Below are 23,504 nucleotides of genomic sequence, written 5' to 3'. Positions count from 1 at the left end.
AAACTGTCTTTAAACGGATTGAGCCCGGTAAAATACCGAACTCAATCTAAATATAGTTAATAATTTATTGTCCAACTTTGGGGGGGCACTTCAAAATTCTGACCGGCTTTTTATCTATATAGAAATGCTTAAATCAATTGAATATGAACAAAAAGAAAGTAAGAAAAAACGTGTCACTTTTGTCACCTTTGTCACCTTATACAATATATACATCTAATAATAAATACTTTAGTAAAGTGACAGAGTAAACAAAAAGTGACACCTGTGTATACTTATTTGTATAAGAATGTTTACTTTTTGTCACGAAACAAATCCCGGCTTAAAAGGCAGAGCTAATATATTAATTACTATTTTTGTATTTCAATAAAGTAAGAGAGTCATAATGCGAGCATTAATCCAAAGAGTAAAAGAAGCATCGGTAACAATAGATCATAAAGTAAAATCGAAAATAAACAACGGTTTACTTATACTTTTAGGAATTGAAGACAGTGACAACGCCGAAGACATTCAGTGGCTGGTTAACAAGATCGTCAACCTAAGGATATTCGACGACGAAAACGGTGTTATGAACCGCTCGTCAAAAGAAGTCAGCAGCGAAATACTTGTAGTGTCTCAATTTACCCTGTTCGCATCCACTAAAAAAGGCAACAGACCCTCTTACATCAGGGCATCAAAGCCGTCCATTGCGATTCCGCTTTACGAGCAATTTTGTACCGATTTGGAAGATCTGCATGAAAAGCCTGTTCAAACGGGTGAATTTGGAGCCGATATGGACGTTCAATTAATAAACAACGGACCAGTAACCATCTGGATAGATTCGAAGCAAAGAGAATAGCTTAAAATGCGAAATATGACTATATCAGAAGCACAGAACAAAGTAGACGAATGGATCAAGACATATGGTGTACGGTATTTCAACGAACTTACCAATATGGCTATCCTGACAGAAGAGGTTGGCGAACTGGCACGTATAATGGCACGCACGTATGGCGACCAGTCTTTTAAGAAGTCGGATCTCGACAAAAATCTTGCCGACGAAATGGCCGATGTACTTTGGGTACTTATCTGCCTCGCTAATCAGACAGGCGTGGACCTTACCGAAGCATTCAACAAGAATATGGAGAAAAAGACTTCGAGAGACAAAGACAGACATAAAAATAACCATAAATTAAAGTAATAAATCATGGCTACAACTAACAAGTACCAAGATGTTCTGAAACAATACAATACAGAACTGAAAGATGCTGATATTACAGCAAGAGTACAAGATATAATCGCAAAGAAATTTGCAGCGAACAATACCACCGATGTATATAAAAAACTATATACCTGTATTGACCTGACTACATTGAATACGACCGATACCCGCGAAGACGTGTGGAGATTCACTGAAAAGGTAAATGCCTTTGAAGGCACATTTCCCGATATCAGCAACGTTGCCGCCATCTGCGTATATCCCAACTTTGCCGAAACAGTTAAAGAAGCACTCACCGCACAAAACGTAAAAATAGCATGTGTATCTGGAGGATTCCCTACTTCACAAACATTCCCCGAAGTGAAAGTAGCAGAGACAGCTTTAGCTGTAGCCAATGGAGCAGACGAGATAGATATTGTACTTAATCTGGGACTATTCCTTGAAGAGAATTATGAAGAAACATGCGAGGAAATAGACGAACTGAAACATGCCTGCCGCGATGCACACTTGAAAGTTATACTCGAAACAGGAGCTCTTAAAACAGCTTCTTCTATAATGAAAGCATCTGTATTATCACTATATTCGGGAGCAGATTTCCTTAAAACATCTACCGGTAAGGTATACGAAGGAGCTACTCTGGAAGCCGCTTATGTGATGTGTACAGCTATCAAGGAATATCATGCTAAAACCGGCCGTAAAGTAGGTTTTAAAGCCTCTGGTGGAATCGCTACTACCGAAGATGCAGTGAAATACTACACAGTAGTAAAAGAAGTCTTAGGTGACGGATGGTGTAATAACGAATTGTTCCGTATCGGGGCAAGCCGTTTAGCTTCAAACCTTTTGGATAGTATAAAATAATAACAAATAAGCCGCTCGATAACAATGTTATGAGCGGCTTTTATTTTATAATTCGAGTTCATTCTCTTCATCATATTTCCTTCGTTTCTTACGGAGAACCAACAGTACAATACACGAAAATACAGCTAAAAGAAACACTTTGCCACCCCACTTATCCCAAGCCGGTATATGTACCAAAGACTTAAGATCTGGGATATGATTTTCCTTAGATATTACCTCTATTCCTTCTGCTGTAAGTAATTCATAATCCGATTCATTGATATATCCCACAAACTGGCCTTCACCTTCTATAAAAACAGGGATTACGAAGAAATCATATGTAGTATACTTATAGCCTATATCGAAATCTCTGCCATCGGACGAAATATAACGCCCATTCTCCGGTAGATCATATACTCTTATAAGCTTTTCATGAGAACCAAAAGAAACCTCAGCTGCCTGTACCCGGCAACCGAAAATGATAAACAACACCAACAAAAGGGAAATTGTCGGATAGGTTTTCATAGAATCAATCAGAATTAATACACCCTCTCAACTACATAATCTACAGTATGTAACAAAGAAACTTTCACTTCATCGTCATATAAGGTATCTATGATATCAAGAGCCTGCTTTTTGTAATAATCTATCTTATCGTAGGCATAATCTATACCTCCGTTATTTTTCGCAAAATCTATTAAAAGAGCTACTTTTTCATTCGAAAAATCAGCCTTCGATATAATGTCTATCATCTTCTGAGAAGAAGCTTTATCCGCATTCTTCAAAGCAAATAATAAAGGCAAAGTAACCTTTCCTTCTCTTATATCGTTTCCTGTAGGTTTCCCAACATTATCTGAGAAATAGTCAAAAATGTCATCTCTCAATTGGAAACATATACCTAAAGATTCTCCTAAACATTCAAATTTATCAACCGTTTTCTGATCAGCACCGGCAGACAAAGCTCCTATCCTCATGCATATAGCCAAAAGCGAAGCTGTTTTCTTTTTAATTACTTCAAAATACTCTTTTTCATCCAGAATAATCTCTTTTGCCAAAGAAAGCTGATTCAATTCTCCTTCAGCCAGACTTCTGCCTAAACCCGAAATAGAAGAAATAATCTCCATATTTCCGGTCAGTACACTCTTTATCAAAGCAGTGGAAAGAAAATAGTCTCCAGCCAATACTGCCATTTTATTATCATAAATAGCATTAACAGAAGGTTTACCTCTCCTCAATAAAGACTCGTCAACTACATCGTCATGAATCAACGAAGCTGTATGCAATAATTCAACTGTAACAGCCGAATGGTAGGCAGTCTCATTTATCTCACCACAAGCCTTAGCCGCCAATAACAACAAAATCGGACGTATATGCTTACCATCTGACCTCATTATATAATCTATAATAGCCTGAATTCTACCATTATCAGAAGATATCGATTCCTTAAAATAGACATTAAATCGTTCGAGTTCTGAAGCTATCGGTTTAGCTATCAAAAGCTTTTTATCCATATAACAATTAGTTGAAATGCAAATTTATAAATAATTCAGCTTTTAGAGCCATTTATTTGTAACTTTACAAAGAAATAGAACTATTTAACTAATATTTTCGTATGAAATTATTCCTTATCGATGCTTACGCACTTATATATAGATCATATTATGCCTTCATAAAAAATCCCAGAGTCAACTCAAAAGGACAAAATACATCAGCAGTATTTGGTTTTATCAATACTTTGGAAGAAGTTCTGAAAAAGGAAAACCCGACTCATATTGCAGTTGCATTTGATCCTGCAGGACCTACATTCAGACATGAAGCATACGAAGCTTATAAAGCACAACGACAAGAAACACCCGAAGATATTCGTCTTGCAGTACCTATTATCAAAGATATAATCAGTGCCTACAATATCAAAATACTTGAAATTCCGGGGTTTGAAGCTGACGATGTCATAGGAACAGTAGCAAAAAAAGCAGAACAGGAAGACCTAGATGTATATATGATGACTCCTGATAAGGATTACGGACAACTCACGAGTGAAAGGATTCATATGTACAAACCAAAATTTGCAGGTAACGGATTCGATGTTTTGGATTCAAAAGCAATTATGGAAAAATACAATATTGCCTCTCCCCTACTTATGATAGATTTGCTAGGTTTGATGGGTGATAGTTCCGATAATATTCCGGGATGTCCGGGTGTCGGGGCAAAAACTGCCGAAAAGTTAATTGCCGATTTTGGAACCATTGAAAATATATTAAAACATACTTCCGAAATAAAAGGAACCCTGAAAGAAAAATTAGAATCGAACAAAGAACAAATTCTTTTTTCCAAATTTTTAGCAACTATAAAAATAGATGTCCCTTTTGAATTCAAAAAAGAAGAATTTGAAAGAAAACCAATCGATGAAGAAAAAATAGAAAATCTTTTCGAAGAATTAGAATTCCGCACTCTCATAAATAGGGTCTTAAAAAGAGAAACAAAATCAACTCCCAAAAAAGACGAAGCTCAAGGCAATCTCTTCGCCGAATTTACGGACAATCTACCGGAAGAAAAAAAATATTCGAATCTCAACGAGTTGAAAGATATGGTTTATAACTATTATCTTATTGATAATGAGAAAGAAATGATCGAATTAAAAGATAAAATACTATCACAAAAATTTTGCTCATTTGACACCGAAACTACCGGAGTAGATCCAATAGACAGCGAAATTGTAGGAATGTCGTTCGCTATGGAAGAAGGTGAAGCATTTTATGTAGCAATCTCTCCAAAATTTGATGAAGCAAAAAAACAAATAGAAATTTTCAGAGATTTTCTGGAAAATGAAAATATTGTTAAAATTGGTCAAAACATAAAATACGATATCATTGTCCTCAAAAAATACGACATCCATGTAAAAGGTCAACTATTCGATACCATGATTGCCCATTACCTGCTAAATCCGGAGTTGCGTCACAATATGGATTATATGGCTGAAACCTATCTTAACTATAAAACCATACACATAGACGAACTTATCGGGCCAAGAGGTAAAAATCAATTGAATATGCGTAATCTCGAACCAAAAGCAATCAGGGATTATGCTTGTGAAGATGCTGATGTAACTCTAAAACTAAAAAATATTCTTGAAAAAGAAATAGAGAAAAACGAACTGAATAAGTTGTTCTACGAAATAGAACTCCCTCTTATATACGTACTTGCTGATATGGAGCATACCGGAGTAAGACTTGATACCAAAGCACTCAAAGAATCATCGGATACGCTTACCAAAGAAATGGGAGACATAGAACAAGAAATTTTTTCCCTTGCTAAATATGAATTCAATATTAATTCGACCAAGCAAGTGGGCGAAGTTCTGTTCGACAGACTCAAAATCATTGATAAGCCTAAAAAAACAAAAACAGGACAATATACAACGAGCGAAGAAACCCTCGAAAGCCTCAAAGATACACATCCGATAGTAGGAAAAATACTGGAATACCGCAGTCTGAAAAAACTGTTGAGTACCTACATCGATGCCCTACCCTTGCTTATTAATAAACACGATAACAAAGTACATACATCGTACAATCAAACAGTTACGGCGACAGGAAGATTAAGTTCGAGCAATCCTAATTTACAAAATATTCCTATCCGTGATGCAAAAGGAAAAGAAATCCGGAAAGCATTTATTGCAGACAATGATTGTATATTCTATTCAGCCGACTACTCTCAAATAGAACTACGGATAATGGCACACTTAAGCCAGGATCCACATATGATAGAAGCCTTCAACAGCGGAGAAGATATACATGCCGCTACAGCAGCTAAAATATATAAAATACCTATCGGTGAAGTAAGTAGCGATATGCGCCGCAAAGCAAAAACCGCCAACTTCGGTATCATTTATGGGATATCTGTATTTGGTTTAGCAGAGCGCCTTTCCATACCACGGTCTGAATCCAAGGTATTGATTGACGGATACTTCGAATCGTACCCGAAGGTAAAGGAATATATGGACAATATAATTGTACAAGCAAGAGAAACAGGCTATGTGGAAACTATCTTGGGAAGAAAAAGATTCCTTCCGGATATCAATTCCCGTAACACAACTGTACGTGGTTACGCCGAACGAAATGCTATAAATGCACCTATACAGGGAAGTGCTGCCGACATCATCAAAATAGCTATGAATAATATAGCAAAACGGTTCGAAAACGCGAATTTGAAATCAAAAATGATTTTACAAGTGCATGATGAACTGAACTTTAACGTATTTACTGATGAATTGTCGCACGTGGAACAAATAGTTATCGATGAAATGGAAAAAGCATATAAACTATCCATTCCATTAAAAGCCGATTCGGGTACAGGTAAGAACTGGTTAGAAGCGCATTAACTATATAACTAATTAATTTACTGATTCTTACATAATGTTAGAAGGATTTTCGGAATACGGATATATAGGTTTATTTCTGGCCAGCTTTCTGGCAGCTACTATTTTACCATTAGGTTCGGAAGTAGTGTTTGTTGCATTGATAGCCGCCGGATTAAATCCCTGGTTATGTGTAGGTGTCGCATCTACAGGAAACTGGATGGGAGGCATGACCAACTATTATCTGGGAAAATTAGGTAAAACCGAATGGATTGAAAAATACCTGAAAGTAAAAAAGGAGAAAATAGACAAAGTACAGAACTGGCTCGAAGGTAAAGGCTCTGCTATGGCTTTTTTCAGTTTTCTTCCGGTTGTAGGAGATATAATAGCCTTGGCTCTGGGTTATATGCGTGCAAATATTTATATAGTGAATATCAGTATGTTCGTAGGAAAATTTGCCCGTTATGTAGCTATTATGTATGGTGTAAACTGGATTATATAATGCATTGAACTCAATAACATATATATACTCATTACAACACCGGGTTATTGGTTGTGTCCGGAAACTGTTCCATTTAAGTGCTTTTTCGCCACAATATTACTATTTTAGAACGATAACTGCCTTTTGCTATTGTAGTTAGAAAAGTACAAAAAAGGTCTGCGACCTTAAGTAAAAATAAGTATCTTTGCCCCTCGAATCATAAATAAAAAATAAATAATGGCTCTACAGTGTGGCATAGTGGGACTCCCTAACGTTGGAAAATCAACTCTTTTTAATTGCTTATCAAATGCAAAGGCTCAGTCTGCGAACTTTCCTTTTTGTACAATAGAACCTAACGTAGGTGTAATTACCGTTCCGGATGAACGTTTAAATAAACTGGCCGAATTGGTAAAACCAAATCGTATTGTTCCCACAACTGTAGAAATAGTTGATATTGCAGGACTTGTTAAAGGAGCCAGTAAAGGAGAAGGACTTGGTAATAAGTTCTTAGCCAATATACGCGAAACAGATGCAATACTACATGTACTGCGTTGTTTTGATGATGATAATATCACCCACGTAGATGGCAGTGTAAATCCGGTTAGAGATAAAGAAATCATCGATATAGAATTACAGTTAAAAGACCTTGAAACTGTAATATCCCGCATACAAAAAGTAGAAAAACAAGCTAAAACAGGCGGCGATAAAGATGCGAAAAGAGCCTACGATATATTATTACAATTTAAAGAAGCTCTGGAACAAGGCAAATCAGCCCGTACAGTAACATTCGAAAGTAAAGAAGACCAGAAAATAGCTAAAGAATTATACCTGCTTACTTACAAACCAGTACTTTATGTGTGTAATGTAGACGAAGCAAGTGCTACAAAAGGAAATAAATATGTAGATCAGGTTCGCGAAGCAATTAAAGAAGAAGATGCGGATATATTGATCGTAGCAGCTAAAATAGAATCTGAAATAGCGGAATTTGAATCTTATGAAGAACGTCAGATGTTTCTTTCCGAAATAGGATTGGAAGAATCAGGTGTAGCACGTCTTATTAAAGCCGCTTACGACCTTTTAGGCCTTCTTACATACTTTACTTGCGGAGTACAGGAAGTTCGCGCCTGGACGTTTACAAAAGGCTTTAAAGCTCCTCAATGTGCAGGTGTCATACATACCGATTTCGAAAAAGGATTTATCCGTGCAGAAGTTATAAAATATAACGATTTTATAACACTTGGCTCTGAAGCAGCTTGTAAGGAAGCCGGAAAAATGAACGTAGAAGGCAAAGAATATGTTGCCGAAGATGGTGATATTATGCATTTTAGATTTAATGTGTAATACCGGAATAAAAAAAGCAACCAAAGCAGATTACAATACACTTCTTGCTATATGGGAAAGTGCAGTACTGGCTACTCACGACTTTCTCAGTGAAGAAGATTTTTTATATTATAAATCCCGGTTACCTATCTATTTTGATCATGTAAAACTATTTATTTACACAGAAACTGATAATACCATAAAAGGATTTCTAGGAGTGTCGGAAGATAAAATAGAAATGTTATTTATAGATAATCAGTACAGAGGGTCAGGTATAGGTAAAGCTTTGCTCGGGTTTGCAATTGATAATCTACAAATCAAAAAAGTAGACGTCAATGAACAAAATAAACAAGCTTTGGCTTTCTATAAAAATTCTGGATTCAGTGAAATAGATCGTTCGCAATACGACTCGGAAGGTAAACATTATCCGATACTATATATGAAACTGTAATTTCTCTTTTTAATTAATAACTAAAACAACACCAAACACATGAAAAAATTTATCCTTGCCCTCAGTTTTATAGCTGTATGCAGTTTTGGAGCACATGCCCAATTCGGAAGTAAAATCAAAACAGGTAAACTAACTGACGCAGCAACTAAAGCAGCAAAATCTTTTACTATTTCTGACGCAGAAATAAACGAATATTGTAACGAATACATCCAATGGATGGATACACACAATCCTCTATGTAAAACAGACGACAAAAGTGCAGGAAGAAAAGCCTGTGCCCAAAGATTAGCCGGTATTGTTTCGAATGTACCTTCTAATTACGTTCAACAATACAATCTAGATATACAACCTTATTATGTAATAGATGTAAATGCTTTTGCTTGCGCAAATGGTAGCATCCGGGTATTCGCAGCATTGATGGACGAAATGACCGATGATCAGGTTTTAGGAGTAATCTGTCACGAAATCGGCCACGTTGTAAATAAAGACTCAAAAGACGCTTTCGTTACAGCATTACGTGTTTCGGCACTTAAAGACGCAGCCGGATCTGTTTCGGGTTCTACTGCCGCAAAACTAACCGACTCACAATTAGGAGACTTAGCTGAATCGATGAGCAATGCTCAATTTTCTCAAAAACAAGAATCGGCTGCCGATGCGTTTGGTTTCGAGTTATTAAAACAAATGGGTAAAGACCCTTCAAATATGGCTTCAGCTCTAGGTGTTCTATTAAAACTTCAGGAAGAAGCAGGAAGTGCTGAACAAAGTAAATATCAAAAACTTTTCTCAAGCCATCCCGACCTGAAAAAAAGAATTGAAAATCTGAATAAGAAAAAATAAGATCTCAGATCTTTTTGTAACTCTACATAAATAAAATAAAAGGGAAATCTCGTTAATGATTTCCCTTTTGTTATTATTTTAAATATCCGATCGGATGATTTAGAATCAATGATTGACTTTCACTTAGTTTCAAAGCTTTTCTTAATTCAGCTTGATTCATACTGGCTCTGGGTTTAGTACCCAAACCCATTCCGGCACAGAATAATCCTATATTTTGCGACACAATACCTGCATCCACCTTACCCATATCGGTTATATGTTCCATAGTATTATATGCCGATGCTCTGTACTTAGAAGCATCTGCGACCAAATAAAGTACGCATGGAGGCAATGCTTCACCCTTTTTTCCTCCGGCTAAACTACGAAAATCTCCCTCTGCTATAAATTCCAGACTATTATTAGAAGCATCATATTTATAAACAGCCTTAGCAAGTGATACGTATATATCGATATCCTGGCTATTTTGAGCCGATGGAGCGGTCTTTTTACCATTCTCCCTATTAATACCATTCGCAGCCCATAAAAGGTTCGACAAATCGCCTAAATCGACTTCTTTATCAATGTAAGATACATTGGACTGTCTGAGAGCAAATGCTTCCATGATGCTAACTCCTCCTGTCTTTACAGGAGCATTCAACTGAATATTCTGGGCATATGAAGTAAAACACAAGCCCAATGCAAGTAAAGTTGTATAAATATATTTCATACCGGATTTTATTATTAAATAAACTTAGACTAGTTCTTCTATTTTTTTCAAAAACGCTTGCCGTTGTTCGTCAGTACCATAACTGGTCTGAGAATTATTATGCCAATTCGCATTACTAATTCCTACCGAATTCAACATATCCTTTATAAAAACATTCTCTATCGAATTTCTGAAATTATCGCCGGGACTTTCCGAAGTCGAGATAACTGTTGCTTTATTTATCTTGAGCAAAGGAGTCCATCCGTTTTCATAATTATGCGAAAAATTAACCAGCAGCACTTTATCAAAAAATCCTTTTAATATAGCAGGAATAGTTCCCCACCAAATAGGAAATATAAAGATAACTTCGTCTGATTTTTTCAGCATATTCTGGTATTTAGCTACAAGCGGATCAGCTGATTGACCTCTACTATAAAGAGCTAAATCAGCCTCAGTAAGAGCCGGATTAAAATTATCCTTAGGTAAATCAATTAGCTCATAAGCTTTATTTTCTTTATCCAGCTTTTGTGTTACTACATCCAGTATTGCTTTATTAAAACTACCGTGCCATGGATGGCTAAATACTATTGTAACCATAATGTTGATTGTGATTTTTATTTAAAATTTGACATCAATTAGGTCTCGCAGACCATAAAGTTTTTATAAAGTTATCTATTATCTTTTAAATAGCTGTGTTAAAAAACAAAAAGAAGCTATTCCCTACAACAGCTTCCTCATAAATTATTTCTGTATATATTACTGATATAAACTGTTACACCAATTTATTTTTGCGGTAATAAGATGACGAAACCAGTGCAAAGTAAACAGTACCTATTATTATGAGCGTGGAAGATAATCCAAACATCCACCCGAAATCGAGCTTTTCGATAATGTAGCCTCCTACCGCTATACCCAGACCAATACCCATATCCCAAAATGTGAAATAAGTAGCGTTAGCTGTGCCACGTTGGTTATGCTTTGACAAACTTATAAACATACTCTGGAAAGCCGGATTGATATGCCCGTAACCTGCCCCCAAAAGCAATGCAATAATATAATACAACACGGGATTATCACACACTACAAAAAGGCCAAAAGCCAGTATAAGCAGAGCACTGCCTACATAAATAGTACGGACTACCTTACCATCGTTGATAACACGAGCCGAAAGCAAACGTGCCAACAGGATGCCAACAGAAAGTATTATAAAGAAAATTCCGGCATTACCATCGTAACTTACCTGACCCGAATACAAGCCTATAAAATTAGATACCGCACCATAGCCAAAGCCCATAAGAAAAAGAAGAGCCACACAAGGCAATGCCTTAAGAAGAATGAACCTGTCCCATGATAAAGTCATCTTATCGATCGTACCAGAATGTTCTTTCTTTATAGGTTTGATGAAGAGTATTGTGATAAAACCTATTATACTGGCTGAAAATGCAGCCAGAAAAATAACATCGAAGGTATAATTTTTGTACAGCCATAAGCCCATAACAGGCCCAACAGCCATAGCAACACTCGCAGCCATACCATAATAGCCTATCCCCTCACCCCGACGTTCGGATGGCATAATATCTACGGCTACGGTACTACCACTAACAGTATTAATACCGAAAGCAAATCCGTGAAGTATACGAAGGATAATGAAGAAAAAAAGCATAGTTGCCACAACATACCCGGCAAATATAATGCTGAAAAAACCATAACAAATTAGATAAAGTGGCTTGCGACTGAACGAATCGACTAAAAATCCTGAAAATGGACGGATAAATAATGCTGCAATGGTATAAAGCGAAAGTACTATCCCTGCAGTAGACCGGCTTGTTCCCAGATTTTCCAAAAGATAGAATGGTAAGATAGGAACGAGCATGTAAAATGAAAAAAACATAAGCAGGTTGGATGCGAACACCAGAATAAAATCGGCTGTCCATAATGGCGGACGGTGATTATTTTGCATAATTAGTATTGTTATCTGATAATAGTTACAATTCGGGCATAAATATAGTTTACATATAAACTAAGAACAAATTATTTTCAGTTATTCATTTGTCCATATACTACATAAGCCATAGATTATACCTCATATATATATTTATTATACTAATAATCAAATATTTATAGTAAAAACAAGAGGCTATTCAAAAAATAAATTTGAATAGCCTCTTTTACATTATAGAGTTGAATACCCTGATTCTTATTTAGATTCTTTCAGTACCATATCGATAGTAATCGCTGTGGAAACCACAACAATCTTATCGGTATTTTCCTGATATTCTTCTTTTATCGATACATTGTATTTATCAGCTGTAGTGAATACTTCTTTCATCGCACCAGCCCATTTTTTGTTAATAGTACCGATAGGTGATTCATCCGGAGCAGATATAACGAAGTTCCATCCTTTCCAGTCTCCTTTAATCTGAGCAATTTTACTGCGTTTAGCATCCATAATATGGAATGTAGGTTTCAAAAACGCCCATTTTTGTTTGATCAGACCCAATAACTGATTGTGACCATCCAATACTGCAATCTCAGACATAAAGAAAGTCCAGCCTCTCTTTATTACTGCCAGAGTATTACCATTAACATCTACGATTTCGAGAAGGAAAGGCATCATAGCTTTACCTAAAATCAGGCGCAATAGTTTATGCCCTGTAGAAATTCTTTGTCTGATAAGTCCGATTTGGTTACCTTCTTGATTAAATACCTTATATTCAGCTTCAAATTTGAAGAAATTTACTTTCTGATCTATAAAATACTCATTAGTTTCGAAAAACTGAGGAAAATTATTATCCATAATAAATGTGTGTATAAATTACTGTTGTTCAATATGTGCGACAAAATTATAAAAAATCCTGATTCTAACCTGCTATATTTACTTTTATTCCTAATTTCTGTACTTCTGTTCCAATTTCACGTAATTTTTCAACAGATACTTTTTCTAAATTTTTCTCAGGTGTTTCTCTGTCAATGGTATAGATCATCACTTCCTTAGGCTTGGTTATCTCTATTATCTTCAGCCATGCCTCTATTTCACGGGGTGATGTATTATCTATACTTTTTCCATTATGAGAACCTTTTAAAAACATTGTCTGAAGAATAAAATTTCCTTCAAACTTTTTAAATAATTCTATCTGCCTTTCTATACTATAGCTGGGAGCAGCCGGTTGATCTATCAAACGAACTGTTTCTATAAATGCCGAATCGAGTTTAAGAATATTATTATCCACTTTTTTAAGAGTCTCAAATATACCCACTTTGTTTATATGCATAGCATTGGTCAGTACACTTATTTTAGCTTCGGGATAAAGTTTATTCCTTAAATCTATAGTATCGTCTATTATACCCGAAAAATGAGGATGTAGAGTAGGTTCGCCATTACCGGCAAATGTAATTACATCTATAGAAATATTCTCTTCCCTGAGTTGGTGAAGCTTATGGTCGAGAGCTGCTTTTACATCTTCACGTGTAGGAAGCGAAGTTTTGGTACGCCCATCTTCATTATATCCGCATTCGCAATAAATACAATCGAACGAACATACTTTTCCATCAAAAGGCAATAAATTGACACCTAACGAACTACCTAACCTTCTACTATGAATAGGACCAAAAACTATCTGATCGAACAATATGGTTGACATTATCTCTTTTATCTGAATAATTGTGCAAATATAAGTATTCTAAAACTGATAATCAGTTAATTACTTTTATTTAATAACAATAAATTAAATTATAACCTTTCTTCTGATTTTTTCCTTCTTACATCGCCCGACGATAAGGGAACCGATCGTGTAATAATAACCCGTGTACTTACATAATAAGTACTGTCGAAATCGAACCGGTCGAGTTTTGCCTTACTTACACCTAATTGTTCCTGAGAATTATCTTCGAACAGTGCAACAAGTGACGAATACGTTTTTACACGTAACGGTTTTTGATATATAAGTGTATATATTTTCATTCTATACAAGAATAATATAATATATTTGTAAATATCCTAATTCTATACAATATTAGAACCTTAAATCAATACAAATACATATCTTTCATTTTTTGTATATCCACATTTAGAACATTGGTCAGATAATTTTCGATGCTTCCATGATCTTTTTTTATCTTATCCAATCCAGCCTTCAGGTATTCGGGTTTAACTTCGAAAAACGGCTTTAAAGCGGGTCTTTCGGCTATATATCCTGCATACTTATTAGCCAGATAAATATTAGATTGCAGATAATTATCCATAATAACGTTTTCTTCTACTCCCAATGCCGATAAAATAAGAGCAGAGCCCATACCGGTACGGTCTTTGCCTGCTGAACAATGAAACATCAAAGGTACATTAGCTTCGTTTTGAAGTAAATCGAAAAACTTTTTATACTGAGCTACACAAGCCGAATCAGTAACAAGTATCTCATTCATTTTTACCATTATATTACTAGCCTGTTCTGTAGTCAAACCATCAGGAGAAGAAGCGGCAGCTAAAATATCGCCAGGAGAAATACTCAAAGCATAATCTTCTTTCACGGATGCAGGCACTTTATCGGGCCCTTTTTCTATTTCATCCTGTGCACGAAAATCAACAATTGATACCAAAGGTATATTATTCAGATATTTCAAATCGGCATCTGTAAGGTTATGAAGATCGTCAGACCTGAATATCTTACCCCACTTAACATATTTACCATCTTTGGTCTTGATACCGCCTAAATCGCGGAAATTATATCCACCCGACATAGGCAAATGTTCATCCGAAAATATAGCTTTTCCTTTTTCAGTTACTATCTGGAAATAAGTCCTTGCAGTATCATTCACTTGTAAATTAAAATTACCGCTACCCTCCCCTTCCAGGAAAGGTTTCGAGAAGTCTATTTCATCAACCGATTTTCCGGCAAAGACAGTCCATTTACCATCAGCTGTAACGTTTAAAGATGCATCTTTAGTTTCTATATCCCTCGTTATATCTATCAAATTACGTATATCCTCTCCCGAGTATTCAGCCTTAACCATAGTGTTGTTCCTATTATTACAGGCTGTAAAGATAAGAGAACTTACGGTCAGTGCTAAAAAAATCTTTTTCATATATAGTATGTATTTCTTTTAATATTCAATCTATTATTCTGCAGATGAAAAAACATCGCTTATAAATTTTTCCAATTTATTCTTTTTGATCAGATTCTCATATTTTTTTATCTCTTTATTTTCAGATAGAAATCCCTTGTTTTTATTATAATAATTAACAGCGGTCACTATTCCTGCATTACATGCTTTTACCCTGTCTTTCGAATAATTATTCTCTAAAGAATACTTCACCCACCCCATTATAAAAGGCATTAATAAGCCGGGAGTTTCAGTTGTATATTTAATAAATTCAATATGTATATCCACAGTCACGGTTGGTGATCCTGTTATCCATTTCATAAAAAATATGCTAGCTTCTTTTTGTCTATCCGCATCTAAAGCAACTGATCTCCAAAGATACCAATCAATTGTTTCGAGTATCTGAGGTTCATATTTCGAATAATCTTCAGGTAAAACCAAACTGTACTCTTCCGGTACATTATATTTTGGATTTTGAGACCAACAAATAAAAGCACTAACACAAAACAAAGTAAAAAAAACAACTTTTTTCATAGCACTAAAGATAAAATGAGGTTATTCACAATTGATATTATATTTTCTTTTTCTTTTTAAACCCAAAAAACTTATATGGTAGTAATAATAGGCTGTTAATAGTGTTTATTTTTTTATTCTTTATTTCTTGTTTTTTGAGTTATCAAATGCAGATATATCCCTTATCTTATAGTTATAAACATTCTTATAATATCCTTTCTATATAATTCAGTGCAATTTACAAACTTTATTATACATCTGTTGATAAAACTTGGAGTTTAAAAGTTTTTTCAAATACACTGTTAATATCTGTTGATAACTTAATGATATCTTAAGTGAAAATTTTCGTTAAATAATTTGGGTAATCTCAATAGATATTCTATACAAATATAGTTTTCAAATATGCAATTTTATTTATCAGAATTCTATCAACAGTTATCAACATTTTATTCACAAACCGGATGAAAAAATAAGTATTTAATTACTAATAGTTTAGTTTTATATATCTTAATATCAAATAATTAAAAATTATATGTTACTATAACTTTATTCAAATCAGCTTCTTATATTTTTAATACGGGCATATACGCTTAGGGGAAGGCGTTTGCCTGATTTTTCGGGGATTAGTAGCTCTCCATATTCCATAGTTTTGGCATTCGGAAAGTAATTTTTAAGAAGATTTTCGGCAATAACCGAAGAAAAGCCCATCGAATAAAGATTCAATATAAGGAAAGAGTTATCTGTTTCTAACAGATCCCTGCAGAGTGACATTAATTCTGCGATATTATCTTCCAGTATCCATCTTTCGCCATCGGGCCCGCGACCGTAAGCAGGAGGGTCGAGAATAATTCCATTGTATTTTTTGCCCCGCTTTACTTCTCTTCTGCAAAATTTTAGCGCATCTTCTACTATCCATCTTATATTATCGAGAGATGATGCTTCCATATTTTCCCTCGACCAGCTGATAACTTGTTTTACTGAGTCTACATGAGTTACATCCGCTCCCCCACTCTTTGCAGCTATAGATGCTCCGCCTGTGTAAGCAAAAAGATTAAGGACTTTCGGTTCATTTACTTTCAGAGATTTTACGGTATCGTAAATAAAATTCCAGTTTTCGGCCTGTTCCGGAAATATACCTACATGTTTAAATGAAGTAAGTCCCAACCTGAATTTAAGATGCATTTCTTTGTATTTATACTCGATAAACCATTGGTCGGGCATACCTTTTTTCTGTACCCACTCCCCTCTTTCATTACCATCTTGTGACGATTTTCCTTTCTCACGTTTAAAGCTTGCGGATGCCATGCTTTGCCACTCGCTTTCGGGTAATGTCTTTTGCCATACAGCCTGTGGTTCGGGTCGCGAAAGGATATATTTTCCAAACCGTTCGAGCTTTTCGTAGTCGCCCGAATCTATTAATTCGTAATCAGTCCAATGTTGAGGTTCTAAAAGGAGGAGCATATTTTTTTATTTTGTTGTAAAAGTATTAAGCAGAAACGAGGTTTTAAAGATATTTATTCAAAAATTATAACCTGCTATCGCTGTTTTATAAGCAAAACTAATAAAAAGGTATGAGACCTTGATAATTGTATAAATTAATTTACCTTTGAAAATCAACACTATATAATATTTCGTGCTATGGATAAATTTTTATATACCACTTTCGATTATGATTCTGATGAATTTTTGGAAGTCTTGGACGAATTACCATTCTGGTCAGCACCATTTGGTATCAGGTTATTTGATAGTATAACGATCAGGAAAAATATAAAAGCTTTGGATATTGGTTTTGGTGCCGGATTTCCTTTAACTGAACTCGCGATGCGTCTTGGTGATACTTGTAAAGTGTATGGAATTGATCCTTGGGAAGCAGCTACCAAAAAAGTACAGAGAAAGATAAAAATTTATGGTATAGAAAATATAGAAATAATTACGGGTGTAGCTGAAAATATACCTTTACCCGATAATTCGATAGATCTTATTACCAGTAATAATGGTATAAACAATGTTGCGGATCTTGACAAGACACTAAACGAGTGTAGCCGCATTACGAAGAGTGGGGGACAATTTGTACTGACCATGAATACTAACGAATCGATGATCGAATTCTATGATATAATGAGTGAAGTGTTATCCGAAAAAGGACTGAATAAAGAAATTGAAGATATGCACCGGCATATTTATAAAATGCGAAAACCTGTTGATGAAGTTTGTAAAAAATTGAATGACAACTCTTTTGAAGTAACGAATATTGTAACAGATAAATTCGAGTATAAATTTGCGGATGGAAAGTCTATGTTCAGTTATTTCTTAATAAACTCAAGTTTTCTTGGCAGTTGGAAAAAGTTGGTTCCTCAAGATAAGATAGAAGAGATATTCAAGGAAATAATTAAACATATAGATACTATTTCTGAGCGTGACGGATGCTTTAAACTCACAATTCCATTTGTTGTAATCGATTGTGAGAAAGCGTAAAATAGTAATATTTTTATATATTTGCCAGTAATAAACAACACTTGATAAGAGTTTTTGTCTGCTTTACCATTATGCAAAAGCGATAAAAATACACTCTTATCAGATACTCAATCAAATAATGTATTTATGAAATTAACATTTAGTATTTTATTCAGTTTACTTACTTTATGCGCATATAGTCAGGTAAAGTCTGAAATCAGAACAATCGGAAATTATTCGAAACTTTCCGTAACAGGACGCTGTGAAGTTATTTATGAAAATAAATCTACCGAAAGCCCTTATTTGCGTATAGAAGCAGGCGAAGACTATATGAAAAACGTAGATATATCGAGCCAGTCGGGAGAATTATCGGTAAAAAGTAACATCGGTAATTCGGGTGTAAATTTTTACAACGAAGAAGCAAATATTAAAATCTATACCAATTCAAAAAGTTTGGAAGAAGTAACACTGACAGGAAACTCTAAAGTGGTATTGAACGGTGATATGAATCTGGGAAAACTGAAGCTTTCGGTTTTCGGATCGAGCCTTTTGGTTACTCAAAACCAGATTGCCGGAAGTTCGGTGAAAGTTTATATCAAAGGAAATGGTATGCTGAAAGCAGATATGCTGCAGTCTCCTGAGCTTGAATTGTATATAAGCGGTTCGGGTAAGGTAGAAGTGGATGAGGTGAAGGCTTCCCGTTTTTCGGCTTCTATTTCAGGATCGGGAACTGTTACAGCTAAAGGCGGTGTTGCAAACCTGACTCACTTCAGAGTGAAAGGTAACGGTATAATAAAAGCTTCGGATGTGAAATCTGAAAATTCGGATAATGGTGTGAACGGTAATGGTATAATCCATGCCAACAGCTCGGGCTATCTGAAAGGACGTATCAACGGTAGCGGTCGCGTATTTTACAAAGGAAATCCTACAAATGTAGAACGTAAAGTATATGGTTCGGGTAAGGTAATGCCTGAAGACTTACCTGAAGATTAAAAAAGTACTAAATAGATTCTGATATATAAAAAAGGTAATCGTATGATTACCTTTTTTCGTTATTTCTTATCTAAGAAAGAGTGATATTTCTTATGAGCCTGTTCGTACAGAATTTCTTTTATATCCGGTATTTCTATAAATAGCGAAGTATCTACAGACAATTGTTTTTTATTTGCCGATTTTTTCCAGTTGCCTACTATCCTTCCATTGTGTGCCAGAACAGGATAAAATATGCCGTAGGTATTGAATGCTTTTGAGTAATGCTCCAGATCTAAAACGTTTGTCCTGTTCTTATAACTGATCAGATATTCGTCGTAAGAGGGTAGAAAGTGAATAGAATCGTCTAAAACAGGCTGATAATCGACCGATCTGTGGATAATAAGTTCCGAGCCTTCGAATTTTTCAAAAATAAGGTCTTTTTCGATCAGTTTTACTGCTTGTTTTGCTTCGGAGATAAGCAAGCCCGACCACCAGATAAAATCGTTCATACTGGCCGGAGAATGGCTCAAAAAGTATCTCGAAGCCAGCCTTGCCAAGGCTTCTTCTTTGGTTAGAGTATTTGTTGCGGGTGCACGTTCATCAATTAGGGCATAGGTCTGCTTTTTATTCTTAACAGCTCCGCTGCAAATAAGGCCTTCAGCTTCGGCACGCATCAGATAGCGGTTTATTTCGGGAATATCGGAAGGAATATTACGCTGTTCGAATTCTTTTTTAATTTCTTCTTTTGTAAGGTGGTTATTTCCTTCTAATAATTTCTCGATCAGGTTAATAGCTTTCAAGTACTGCTTTTCGGGTATTTCCCATTGTTTACCTAACGATATACATGCCGATATTATTCTTTTAGAAGATAATTCGACCATCCACCTGATATCTTCATTGGCTACAAAATGCCATGTAGGGCGCATAACATGTGTACGCAGTATTTTACCTTCATTAAAGGCTTCTTCTATGGTTTTGTCAGTAGCTGAGCCGAGCCTTGACCCGATTGCCCATTTGGCCATAGTATACTCCTGCGCCTGTATGGCTCCCATATACTGAACCAGTTCTTTTATATCCGTAATCTTCTGGTTGACCAAGTGCTGGCTCTGTAGCCTGATATTCCTTATTGTTTGCATGTCGTGGTGTGTTTAAATTATTAGCTTTACTTAAAAACCTGCAAAAACTCGTCTTTATAAGTAGGGGATATTTCTATTTCGGTGTTATCTTCGAGTACTACATAGCCACCCGATCCTTTGTGGTATGATTTCACATAGGTCGTATTGATTATATGCGATTTATGAACGCGGATAAAGGGGTAGGGTAGTATTTCGGTAAAGTGCTTCAGAAAACGGCATACCATTTTTTTAGTTTTATCATTCAGATAAATATCGGTAAAGTTTCCATTACCTTGCAAACGGACTATATTTTCCATTTTTACAACTTCAAACCCTTCGAGGGTGGGTAATATTACCTGCTGTTTTTCGGGTTTTGTTTCCCGAAAATTTTCAACAATGATCTTATTCCGGTTGAATGTTGTTTTATTGATTATTTGTTCGTGTACTTTGTTTACGGCCACTATCAGTTCTTCTATACTGATGGGTTTCAGCAGGTAATAAGCAGCGCTCTGATTCAACGCCCGGAGCGAATATTCTGAAAACGCCGTAGCAAATATTGTTTCGAAGCTGAGGTCTTTACAGCCTTCCAGTACATCAAAAGCATTACCAAATGGCATTTCTACATCCAGAAATACGAGTTGAGGTTCTAATTCATGTAAAAGAGGTATAGCTTCTCTGCTGTCGGTGGCTTCTCCGATAACTTCTATCTGCGGACAGTATTTGCCCAGATAGGTTTTCAATACTTCCCGCGCTGCCGACTCATCTTCTACTATTACAGTTCGTATTTTTTGCATACTATGTGCTTATTTTTTAGTTAAAGGAAACCGGAGTACTACTATTACACCTGTTTCGGGAGCGGCTTTGTCTATAACTTCTATAGTAATGTGAATATTATAGAGATTGTTAAGCAGCCCGATCCGCTCCAGAGTATTGTTCTGACCTCTCGATTGATGCTTTTTCTGATGTTCTGTTTTTATTTCCCGGCTTTTCTTCAGCCCGATGCCATTATCTTCGATAGTTACCTCTAAATATCTGTTTTTATTTTCGAATTTCAATTTTAGTAAACCATCTGATTCGCGGTAACGGAGCCCATGCCAGATAGCATTTTCGAGATGAGGTTGTATAAGCATATTGGGTACGGTTACAGCATCTGTATCTAGGGTTGAGTCTATTTCTATAGTATATGAAAATTTGTCTTTGAACCTGAGGTGTTCCAGATCCAGATATTCTTTCATCTGCTCAATTTCGAGCGAGAGCGGAATAAAGTCTTTATTCGAATTCTCCATAATGTTCCGCATCAGCTTCGAATAAGACGAAAGGTATTTATTGGCTTCCAGCTCATTGTTCTGGGCTATAAATTGGTTGACACTGTTGAGGCTGTTGAATATAAAATGGGGGTTCATCTCGCGACGGAGCGATTGCAGGGCTATCCGCTTATTTTTCTTTTTGATGGAGTACAATGCCCTTGATATGACTATCAGAAAAACGAGTATCAATATTACAGAGCCTATAAGTATATAATTGGTTATATTTTTCTTACGGATCAGTTGTTCCGAAAGCGCCCTTTCTTTTTCGAGTTGGCTTATTTTATCTTCGGTTGCCTGAAATCTTTGTGCATCTATTAACGAACTATCCGCTTTGATAAGGGTTTCGAGCTTATTCATAAAATCGGCATATACTGATAAGGCTTTTCGGCTCTCTTTATTGGTCGTATAATAATCTGCCATTAATTCGGTAGTATGCTTAGCGTCTATTGTATGACCCTGTTCTATAGCTATTTGATAAGCTTGCTGTAACGATGAAATTGCTTTGCTTTTATCTTCTGCGTCGAGATATACGGATGAGAGATTTTGAAGTTGCTCTATTTCCAGTGATGCATCATTCGATTTTTGAGCCTCTTTCACCATTTTCTTATTTATTTCAATCGCTTTGTCGTAGTCTTTATTATCAACATATATTTTAGCTATATTCTGATTTATTTTGATAACATCCACCGGCTCTTTTACTTCTTTCAGAGCATAGTTGAGGTTTTCTATGGCTTCCACTTTGTTGTTCATCTGAATATTGACATCTGCCATTTGCTGATAAGCGGCAGCCCTGTCTTTGGTATTTGCTGTATTTTCAAGCAGGTTCAGGTTTTGTTGTATATAATCGGATTGTATACGTGGATTAGAACTGTTTGCAAGCCGTTGGGCATCATTTTCATTGAGGCTTTTTTGTAGTTGGTTCCGCGATACCTTTCCGGCATCATTATAACTGGATATTGCTTTTTCCACTTCATTCTGAGCCTCGTACATTTTTGCAATTTCCCGGTCTATTTCGGCTATCTTATCTTTGTTTTTCAGTTTTTCATACAGTTTTTTTGCCCTGTTGAAATAGTCTTCGGCTCTCGTATAATCTTTTTTGGCGAGCATTTCCTTAGCTGTCTTTTCATAGCCTTCGGCAATTTTGATATCCGATTCACCTTGCTCCAATGAACGCGAAAGGTCATACGAAGCATTTTTCTGCAGGTTACTTTGTGCAGAAATGGTATGGGATAGAGCTATCAGTCCTATTATTATGATTGTCTTATACATCTATTCTTTTATTGTCTTACGACTCCAAAGTAACGATTTTTTAAATATTTACAACCCATATTTCACCAATTGAAAGTTGAGGTTCACCCATTCTCCCCGAAAACAGATAAAAATAGGACATACATTTGGTTCAGGAATCGGAAGGTCACAGGTCTTTTTAAAGTTACTTAATAACACCGATTGGTAATTGAAAAGCGTTCTTTTAAGTATTTGTGTAATTTACTGCGCGCAATCAGAGATTGCTTACCCATTCTTTTGGCCTAAGCCCCAAAAGAAGGCAAAAACTCATTGGCGCTTCGAGCCTTCGCCTATCTGACAACGCTTGTCGCCGAAACTAAACAAAACTCGCCTTTTTGAGGCTCAGACAGAGTTTAGTTTTAACGGCTACCTCACTGGTCAGATAACGGCTGTACTCTGTATGCGCCTTTGCTTACGCATGATTGCGCTTTCTTGCGTCCGTCAGGCTCTGACATCGGCGTAAAGCACGGGGCACCCGTTGTGAGAAGAAAGCGTTAAAAGACAAATAGAGGTTATCTTAAACGTATTTTATTTGTCTTAGCTTTCGAACACGTAACGGGTCGGACTTGCAGGCGCAGTCTTGATCTTTTGCTTCG

Annotated in this window: 24 protein-coding genes; 10 read left to right on the top strand and 14 right to left on the bottom strand. The window is 35.9% G+C overall.

Going from position 1 to position 23,504, the window contains the following annotated elements:
• The first annotated feature begins 382 nt into the window (after window positions 1-382).
• Genes dtd through deoC form a run of 3 tightly spaced genes read left to right on the top strand, consistent with a single transcriptional unit; the run spans window position 383 to window position 2,053 of the window.
• Entirely contained in the window at window positions 383-835 is a 453-nt protein-coding gene (gene dtd / locus BUC12_RS11275) for a D-aminoacyl-tRNA deacylase (RefSeq protein WP_062183755.1), read from the top strand.
• A 15-nt stretch (window positions 836-850) separates the two neighbouring features.
• Window positions 851-1,177 (top strand): nucleotide pyrophosphohydrolase, encoded by a 327-nt coding sequence (locus BUC12_RS11270; protein ID WP_062183758.1) that lies wholly within the window; start codon window positions 851-853, stop codon window positions 1,175-1,177.
• Window positions 1,178-1,183: 6 nt separating this feature from the next.
• The gene (gene deoC / locus BUC12_RS11265; RefSeq protein ID WP_062183761.1) at window positions 1,184-2,053 is read left to right on the top strand and encodes a deoxyribose-phosphate aldolase; all 870 of its coding nucleotides are present in this window, start codon (window positions 1,184-1,186) and stop codon (window positions 2,051-2,053) included.
• A 45-nt stretch (window positions 2,054-2,098) separates the two neighbouring features.
• Here deoC and BUC12_RS11260 read toward each other — a convergent pair whose 3' ends face one another.
• On the bottom strand, window positions 2,099-2,557 hold the full coding sequence (locus BUC12_RS11260) for a hypothetical protein (protein WP_062183764.1): 459 nt from the start codon (window positions 2,555-2,557) through the stop codon (window positions 2,099-2,101).
• Between the two features lie 14 nt (window positions 2,558-2,571).
• Window positions 2,572-3,543, bottom strand: a complete 972-nt coding sequence (locus tag BUC12_RS11255) for a polyprenyl synthetase family protein (protein ID WP_062183767.1) — start codon at window positions 3,541-3,543, stop codon at window positions 2,572-2,574.
• Between the two features lie 101 nt (window positions 3,544-3,644).
• Between BUC12_RS11255 and polA the strand changes: the two genes are divergently transcribed.
• From polA to BUC12_RS11230, 5 genes are all read left to right on the top strand, one after another.
• On the top strand, window positions 3,645-6,413 hold the full coding sequence (polA, locus tag BUC12_RS11250) for a DNA polymerase I (protein WP_062183770.1): 2,769 nt from the start codon (window positions 3,645-3,647) through the stop codon (window positions 6,411-6,413).
• A 34-nt stretch (window positions 6,414-6,447) separates the two neighbouring features.
• A complete protein-coding gene (locus BUC12_RS11245) occupies window positions 6,448-6,891 on the top strand; it encodes a YqaA family protein (RefSeq protein WP_062183773.1) in 444 nt (147 codons plus the stop codon).
• A 216-nt stretch (window positions 6,892-7,107) separates the two neighbouring features.
• Window positions 7,108-8,211 (top strand): redox-regulated ATPase YchF, encoded by a 1,104-nt coding sequence (gene ychF, locus BUC12_RS11240; RefSeq protein ID WP_062183776.1) that lies wholly within the window; start codon window positions 7,108-7,110, stop codon window positions 8,209-8,211.
• Window positions 8,204-8,641 carry a GNAT family N-acetyltransferase gene (locus BUC12_RS11235; protein WP_062183918.1) on the top strand — a complete coding sequence of 146 codons (438 nt, stop codon included), beginning with the start codon at window positions 8,204-8,206 and terminating at the stop codon, window positions 8,639-8,641. Before ychF ends, BUC12_RS11235 begins: the two co-directional genes overlap by 8 nt.
• A gap of 39 nt (window positions 8,642-8,680) precedes the next feature.
• Window positions 8,681-9,478 carry a M48 family metalloprotease gene (locus BUC12_RS11230; protein ID WP_062183779.1) on the top strand — a complete coding sequence of 266 codons (798 nt, stop codon included), beginning with the start codon at window positions 8,681-8,683 and terminating at the stop codon, window positions 9,476-9,478.
• Window positions 9,479-9,551: 73 nt separating this feature from the next.
• Here the strand turns inward: BUC12_RS11230 and BUC12_RS11225 are convergent, their stop codons facing one another.
• From BUC12_RS11225 to BUC12_RS11185, 9 genes are all read right to left on the bottom strand, one after another.
• Complete coding sequence (locus BUC12_RS11225) at window positions 9,552-10,184, bottom strand: SagB/ThcOx family dehydrogenase (protein ID WP_070808629.1); 633 nt, start codon at window positions 10,182-10,184, stop codon at window positions 9,552-9,554.
• A gap of 24 nt (window positions 10,185-10,208) precedes the next feature.
• A complete protein-coding gene (locus tag BUC12_RS11220) occupies window positions 10,209-10,760 on the bottom strand; it encodes an NAD(P)H-dependent oxidoreductase (protein WP_062183782.1) in 552 nt (183 codons plus the stop codon).
• A 175-nt stretch (window positions 10,761-10,935) separates the two neighbouring features.
• Entirely contained in the window at window positions 10,936-12,123 is a 1,188-nt protein-coding gene (locus BUC12_RS11215; RefSeq protein ID WP_062183785.1) for an MFS transporter, read from the bottom strand.
• 237 nt (window positions 12,124-12,360) lie between these two features.
• A complete protein-coding gene (locus tag BUC12_RS11210) occupies window positions 12,361-12,960 on the bottom strand; it encodes an LURP-one-related/scramblase family protein (protein ID WP_062183788.1) in 600 nt (199 codons plus the stop codon).
• A gap of 64 nt (window positions 12,961-13,024) precedes the next feature.
• Window positions 13,025-13,804, bottom strand: coding sequence for a radical SAM protein (locus tag BUC12_RS11205; RefSeq protein ID WP_062183792.1), 780 nt, complete (start codon window positions 13,802-13,804; stop codon window positions 13,025-13,027).
• Between the two features lie 89 nt (window positions 13,805-13,893).
• Complete coding sequence (locus BUC12_RS11200) at window positions 13,894-14,124, bottom strand: hypothetical protein (RefSeq protein ID WP_062183795.1); 231 nt, start codon at window positions 14,122-14,124, stop codon at window positions 13,894-13,896.
• Window positions 14,125-14,189: 65 nt separating this feature from the next.
• Entirely contained in the window at window positions 14,190-15,242 is a 1,053-nt protein-coding gene (locus tag BUC12_RS11195) for a tyrosine-protein phosphatase (protein WP_062183799.1), read from the bottom strand.
• A gap of 33 nt (window positions 15,243-15,275) precedes the next feature.
• The gene (locus tag BUC12_RS11190) at window positions 15,276-15,794 is read right to left on the bottom strand and encodes a hypothetical protein (protein ID WP_062183800.1); all 519 of its coding nucleotides are present in this window, start codon (window positions 15,792-15,794) and stop codon (window positions 15,276-15,278) included.
• Window positions 15,795-16,328: 534 nt separating this feature from the next.
• Window positions 16,329-17,234: a class I SAM-dependent methyltransferase gene (locus BUC12_RS11185; protein ID WP_062183804.1), complete on the bottom strand. Its 906-nt coding sequence runs from the start codon at window positions 17,232-17,234 to the stop codon at window positions 16,329-16,331.
• 177 nt (window positions 17,235-17,411) lie between these two features.
• Here BUC12_RS11185 and BUC12_RS11180 point away from each other — a divergent pair, with 177 nt between their 5' ends.
• Window positions 17,412-18,248: a class I SAM-dependent methyltransferase gene (locus tag BUC12_RS11180; protein ID WP_062183808.1), complete on the top strand. Its 837-nt coding sequence runs from the start codon at window positions 17,412-17,414 to the stop codon at window positions 18,246-18,248.
• Window positions 18,249-18,374: 126 nt separating this feature from the next.
• Entirely contained in the window at window positions 18,375-19,220 is an 846-nt protein-coding gene (locus BUC12_RS11175) for a GIN domain-containing protein (RefSeq protein ID WP_062183811.1), read from the top strand.
• A gap of 59 nt (window positions 19,221-19,279) precedes the next feature.
• Here the strand turns inward: BUC12_RS11175 and BUC12_RS11170 are convergent, their stop codons facing one another.
• Genes BUC12_RS11170 through BUC12_RS11160 form a run of 3 tightly spaced genes read right to left on the bottom strand, consistent with a single transcriptional unit; the run spans window position 19,280 to window position 22,890 of the window.
• Window positions 19,280-20,335: a winged helix DNA-binding domain-containing protein gene (locus tag BUC12_RS11170; RefSeq protein ID WP_062183815.1), complete on the bottom strand. Its 1,056-nt coding sequence runs from the start codon at window positions 20,333-20,335 to the stop codon at window positions 19,280-19,282.
• A gap of 26 nt (window positions 20,336-20,361) precedes the next feature.
• Window positions 20,362-21,108 (bottom strand): LytR/AlgR family response regulator transcription factor, encoded by a 747-nt coding sequence (locus BUC12_RS11165; protein WP_062183817.1) that lies wholly within the window; start codon window positions 21,106-21,108, stop codon window positions 20,362-20,364.
• Window positions 21,109-21,117: 9 nt separating this feature from the next.
• On the bottom strand, window positions 21,118-22,890 hold the full coding sequence (locus BUC12_RS11160) for a tetratricopeptide repeat-containing sensor histidine kinase (protein WP_062183820.1): 1,773 nt from the start codon (window positions 22,888-22,890) through the stop codon (window positions 21,118-21,120).
• Window positions 22,891-23,504: the final 614 nt, after the last annotated feature.

Source organism: Indolivaga macrotermitis, from assembly GCF_900128985.1.
In the GTDB taxonomy this organism is placed as follows: domain Bacteria; phylum Bacteroidota; class Bacteroidia; order Bacteroidales; family Dysgonomonadaceae; genus Dysgonomonas_A; species Dysgonomonas_A macrotermitis.
Note: the sequence above shows the minus strand (reverse complement) of the source record. Positions and strands in the feature narration are given on the sequence as shown.

Coding starts and splice junctions, on each gene's coding strand:
- dtd (WP_062183755.1), top strand. CDS start 383: ATGCGAGCATTAATCCAAAGAGTAAAAGAAGCATCGGTAACAATAGAT.
- BUC12_RS11270 (WP_062183758.1), top strand. CDS start 851: ATGACTATATCAGAAGCACAGAACAAAGTAGACGAATGGATCAAGACA.
- deoC (WP_062183761.1), top strand. CDS start 1,184: ATGGCTACAACTAACAAGTACCAAGATGTTCTGAAACAATACAATACA.
- BUC12_RS11260 (WP_062183764.1), bottom strand. CDS start 2,557: ATGAAAACCTATCCGACAATTTCCCTTTTGTTGGTGTTGTTTATCATT.
- BUC12_RS11255 (WP_062183767.1), bottom strand. CDS start 3,543: ATGGATAAAAAGCTTTTGATAGCTAAACCGATAGCTTCAGAACTCGAA.
- polA (WP_062183770.1), top strand. CDS start 3,645: ATGAAATTATTCCTTATCGATGCTTACGCACTTATATATAGATCATAT.
- BUC12_RS11245 (WP_062183773.1), top strand. CDS start 6,448: ATGTTAGAAGGATTTTCGGAATACGGATATATAGGTTTATTTCTGGCC.
- ychF (WP_062183776.1), top strand. CDS start 7,108: ATGGCTCTACAGTGTGGCATAGTGGGACTCCCTAACGTTGGAAAATCA.
- BUC12_RS11235 (WP_062183918.1), top strand. CDS start 8,204: ATGTGTAATACCGGAATAAAAAAAGCAACCAAAGCAGATTACAATACA.
- BUC12_RS11230 (WP_062183779.1), top strand. CDS start 8,681: ATGAAAAAATTTATCCTTGCCCTCAGTTTTATAGCTGTATGCAGTTTT.
- BUC12_RS11225 (WP_070808629.1), bottom strand. CDS start 10,184: ATGAAATATATTTATACAACTTTACTTGCATTGGGCTTGTGTTTTACT.
- BUC12_RS11220 (WP_062183782.1), bottom strand. CDS start 10,760: ATGGTTACAATAGTATTTAGCCATCCATGGCACGGTAGTTTTAATAAA.
- BUC12_RS11215 (WP_062183785.1), bottom strand. CDS start 12,123: ATGCAAAATAATCACCGTCCGCCATTATGGACAGCCGATTTTATTCTG.
- BUC12_RS11210 (WP_062183788.1), bottom strand. CDS start 12,960: ATGGATAATAATTTTCCTCAGTTTTTCGAAACTAATGAGTATTTTATA.
- BUC12_RS11205 (WP_062183792.1), bottom strand. CDS start 13,804: ATGTCAACCATATTGTTCGATCAGATAGTTTTTGGTCCTATTCATAGT.
- BUC12_RS11200 (WP_062183795.1), bottom strand. CDS start 14,124: ATGAAAATATATACACTTATATATCAAAAACCGTTACGTGTAAAAACG.
- BUC12_RS11195 (WP_062183799.1), bottom strand. CDS start 15,242: ATGAAAAAGATTTTTTTAGCACTGACCGTAAGTTCTCTTATCTTTACA.
- BUC12_RS11190 (WP_062183800.1), bottom strand. CDS start 15,794: ATGAAAAAAGTTGTTTTTTTTACTTTGTTTTGTGTTAGTGCTTTTATT.
- BUC12_RS11185 (WP_062183804.1), bottom strand. CDS start 17,234: ATGCTCCTCCTTTTAGAACCTCAACATTGGACTGATTACGAATTAATA.
- BUC12_RS11180 (WP_062183808.1), top strand. CDS start 17,412: ATGGATAAATTTTTATATACCACTTTCGATTATGATTCTGATGAATTT.
- BUC12_RS11175 (WP_062183811.1), top strand. CDS start 18,375: ATGAAATTAACATTTAGTATTTTATTCAGTTTACTTACTTTATGCGCA.
- BUC12_RS11170 (WP_062183815.1), bottom strand. CDS start 20,335: ATGCAAACAATAAGGAATATCAGGCTACAGAGCCAGCACTTGGTCAAC.
- BUC12_RS11165 (WP_062183817.1), bottom strand. CDS start 21,108: ATGCAAAAAATACGAACTGTAATAGTAGAAGATGAGTCGGCAGCGCGG.
- BUC12_RS11160 (WP_062183820.1), bottom strand. CDS start 22,890: ATGTATAAGACAATCATAATAATAGGACTGATAGCTCTATCCCATACC.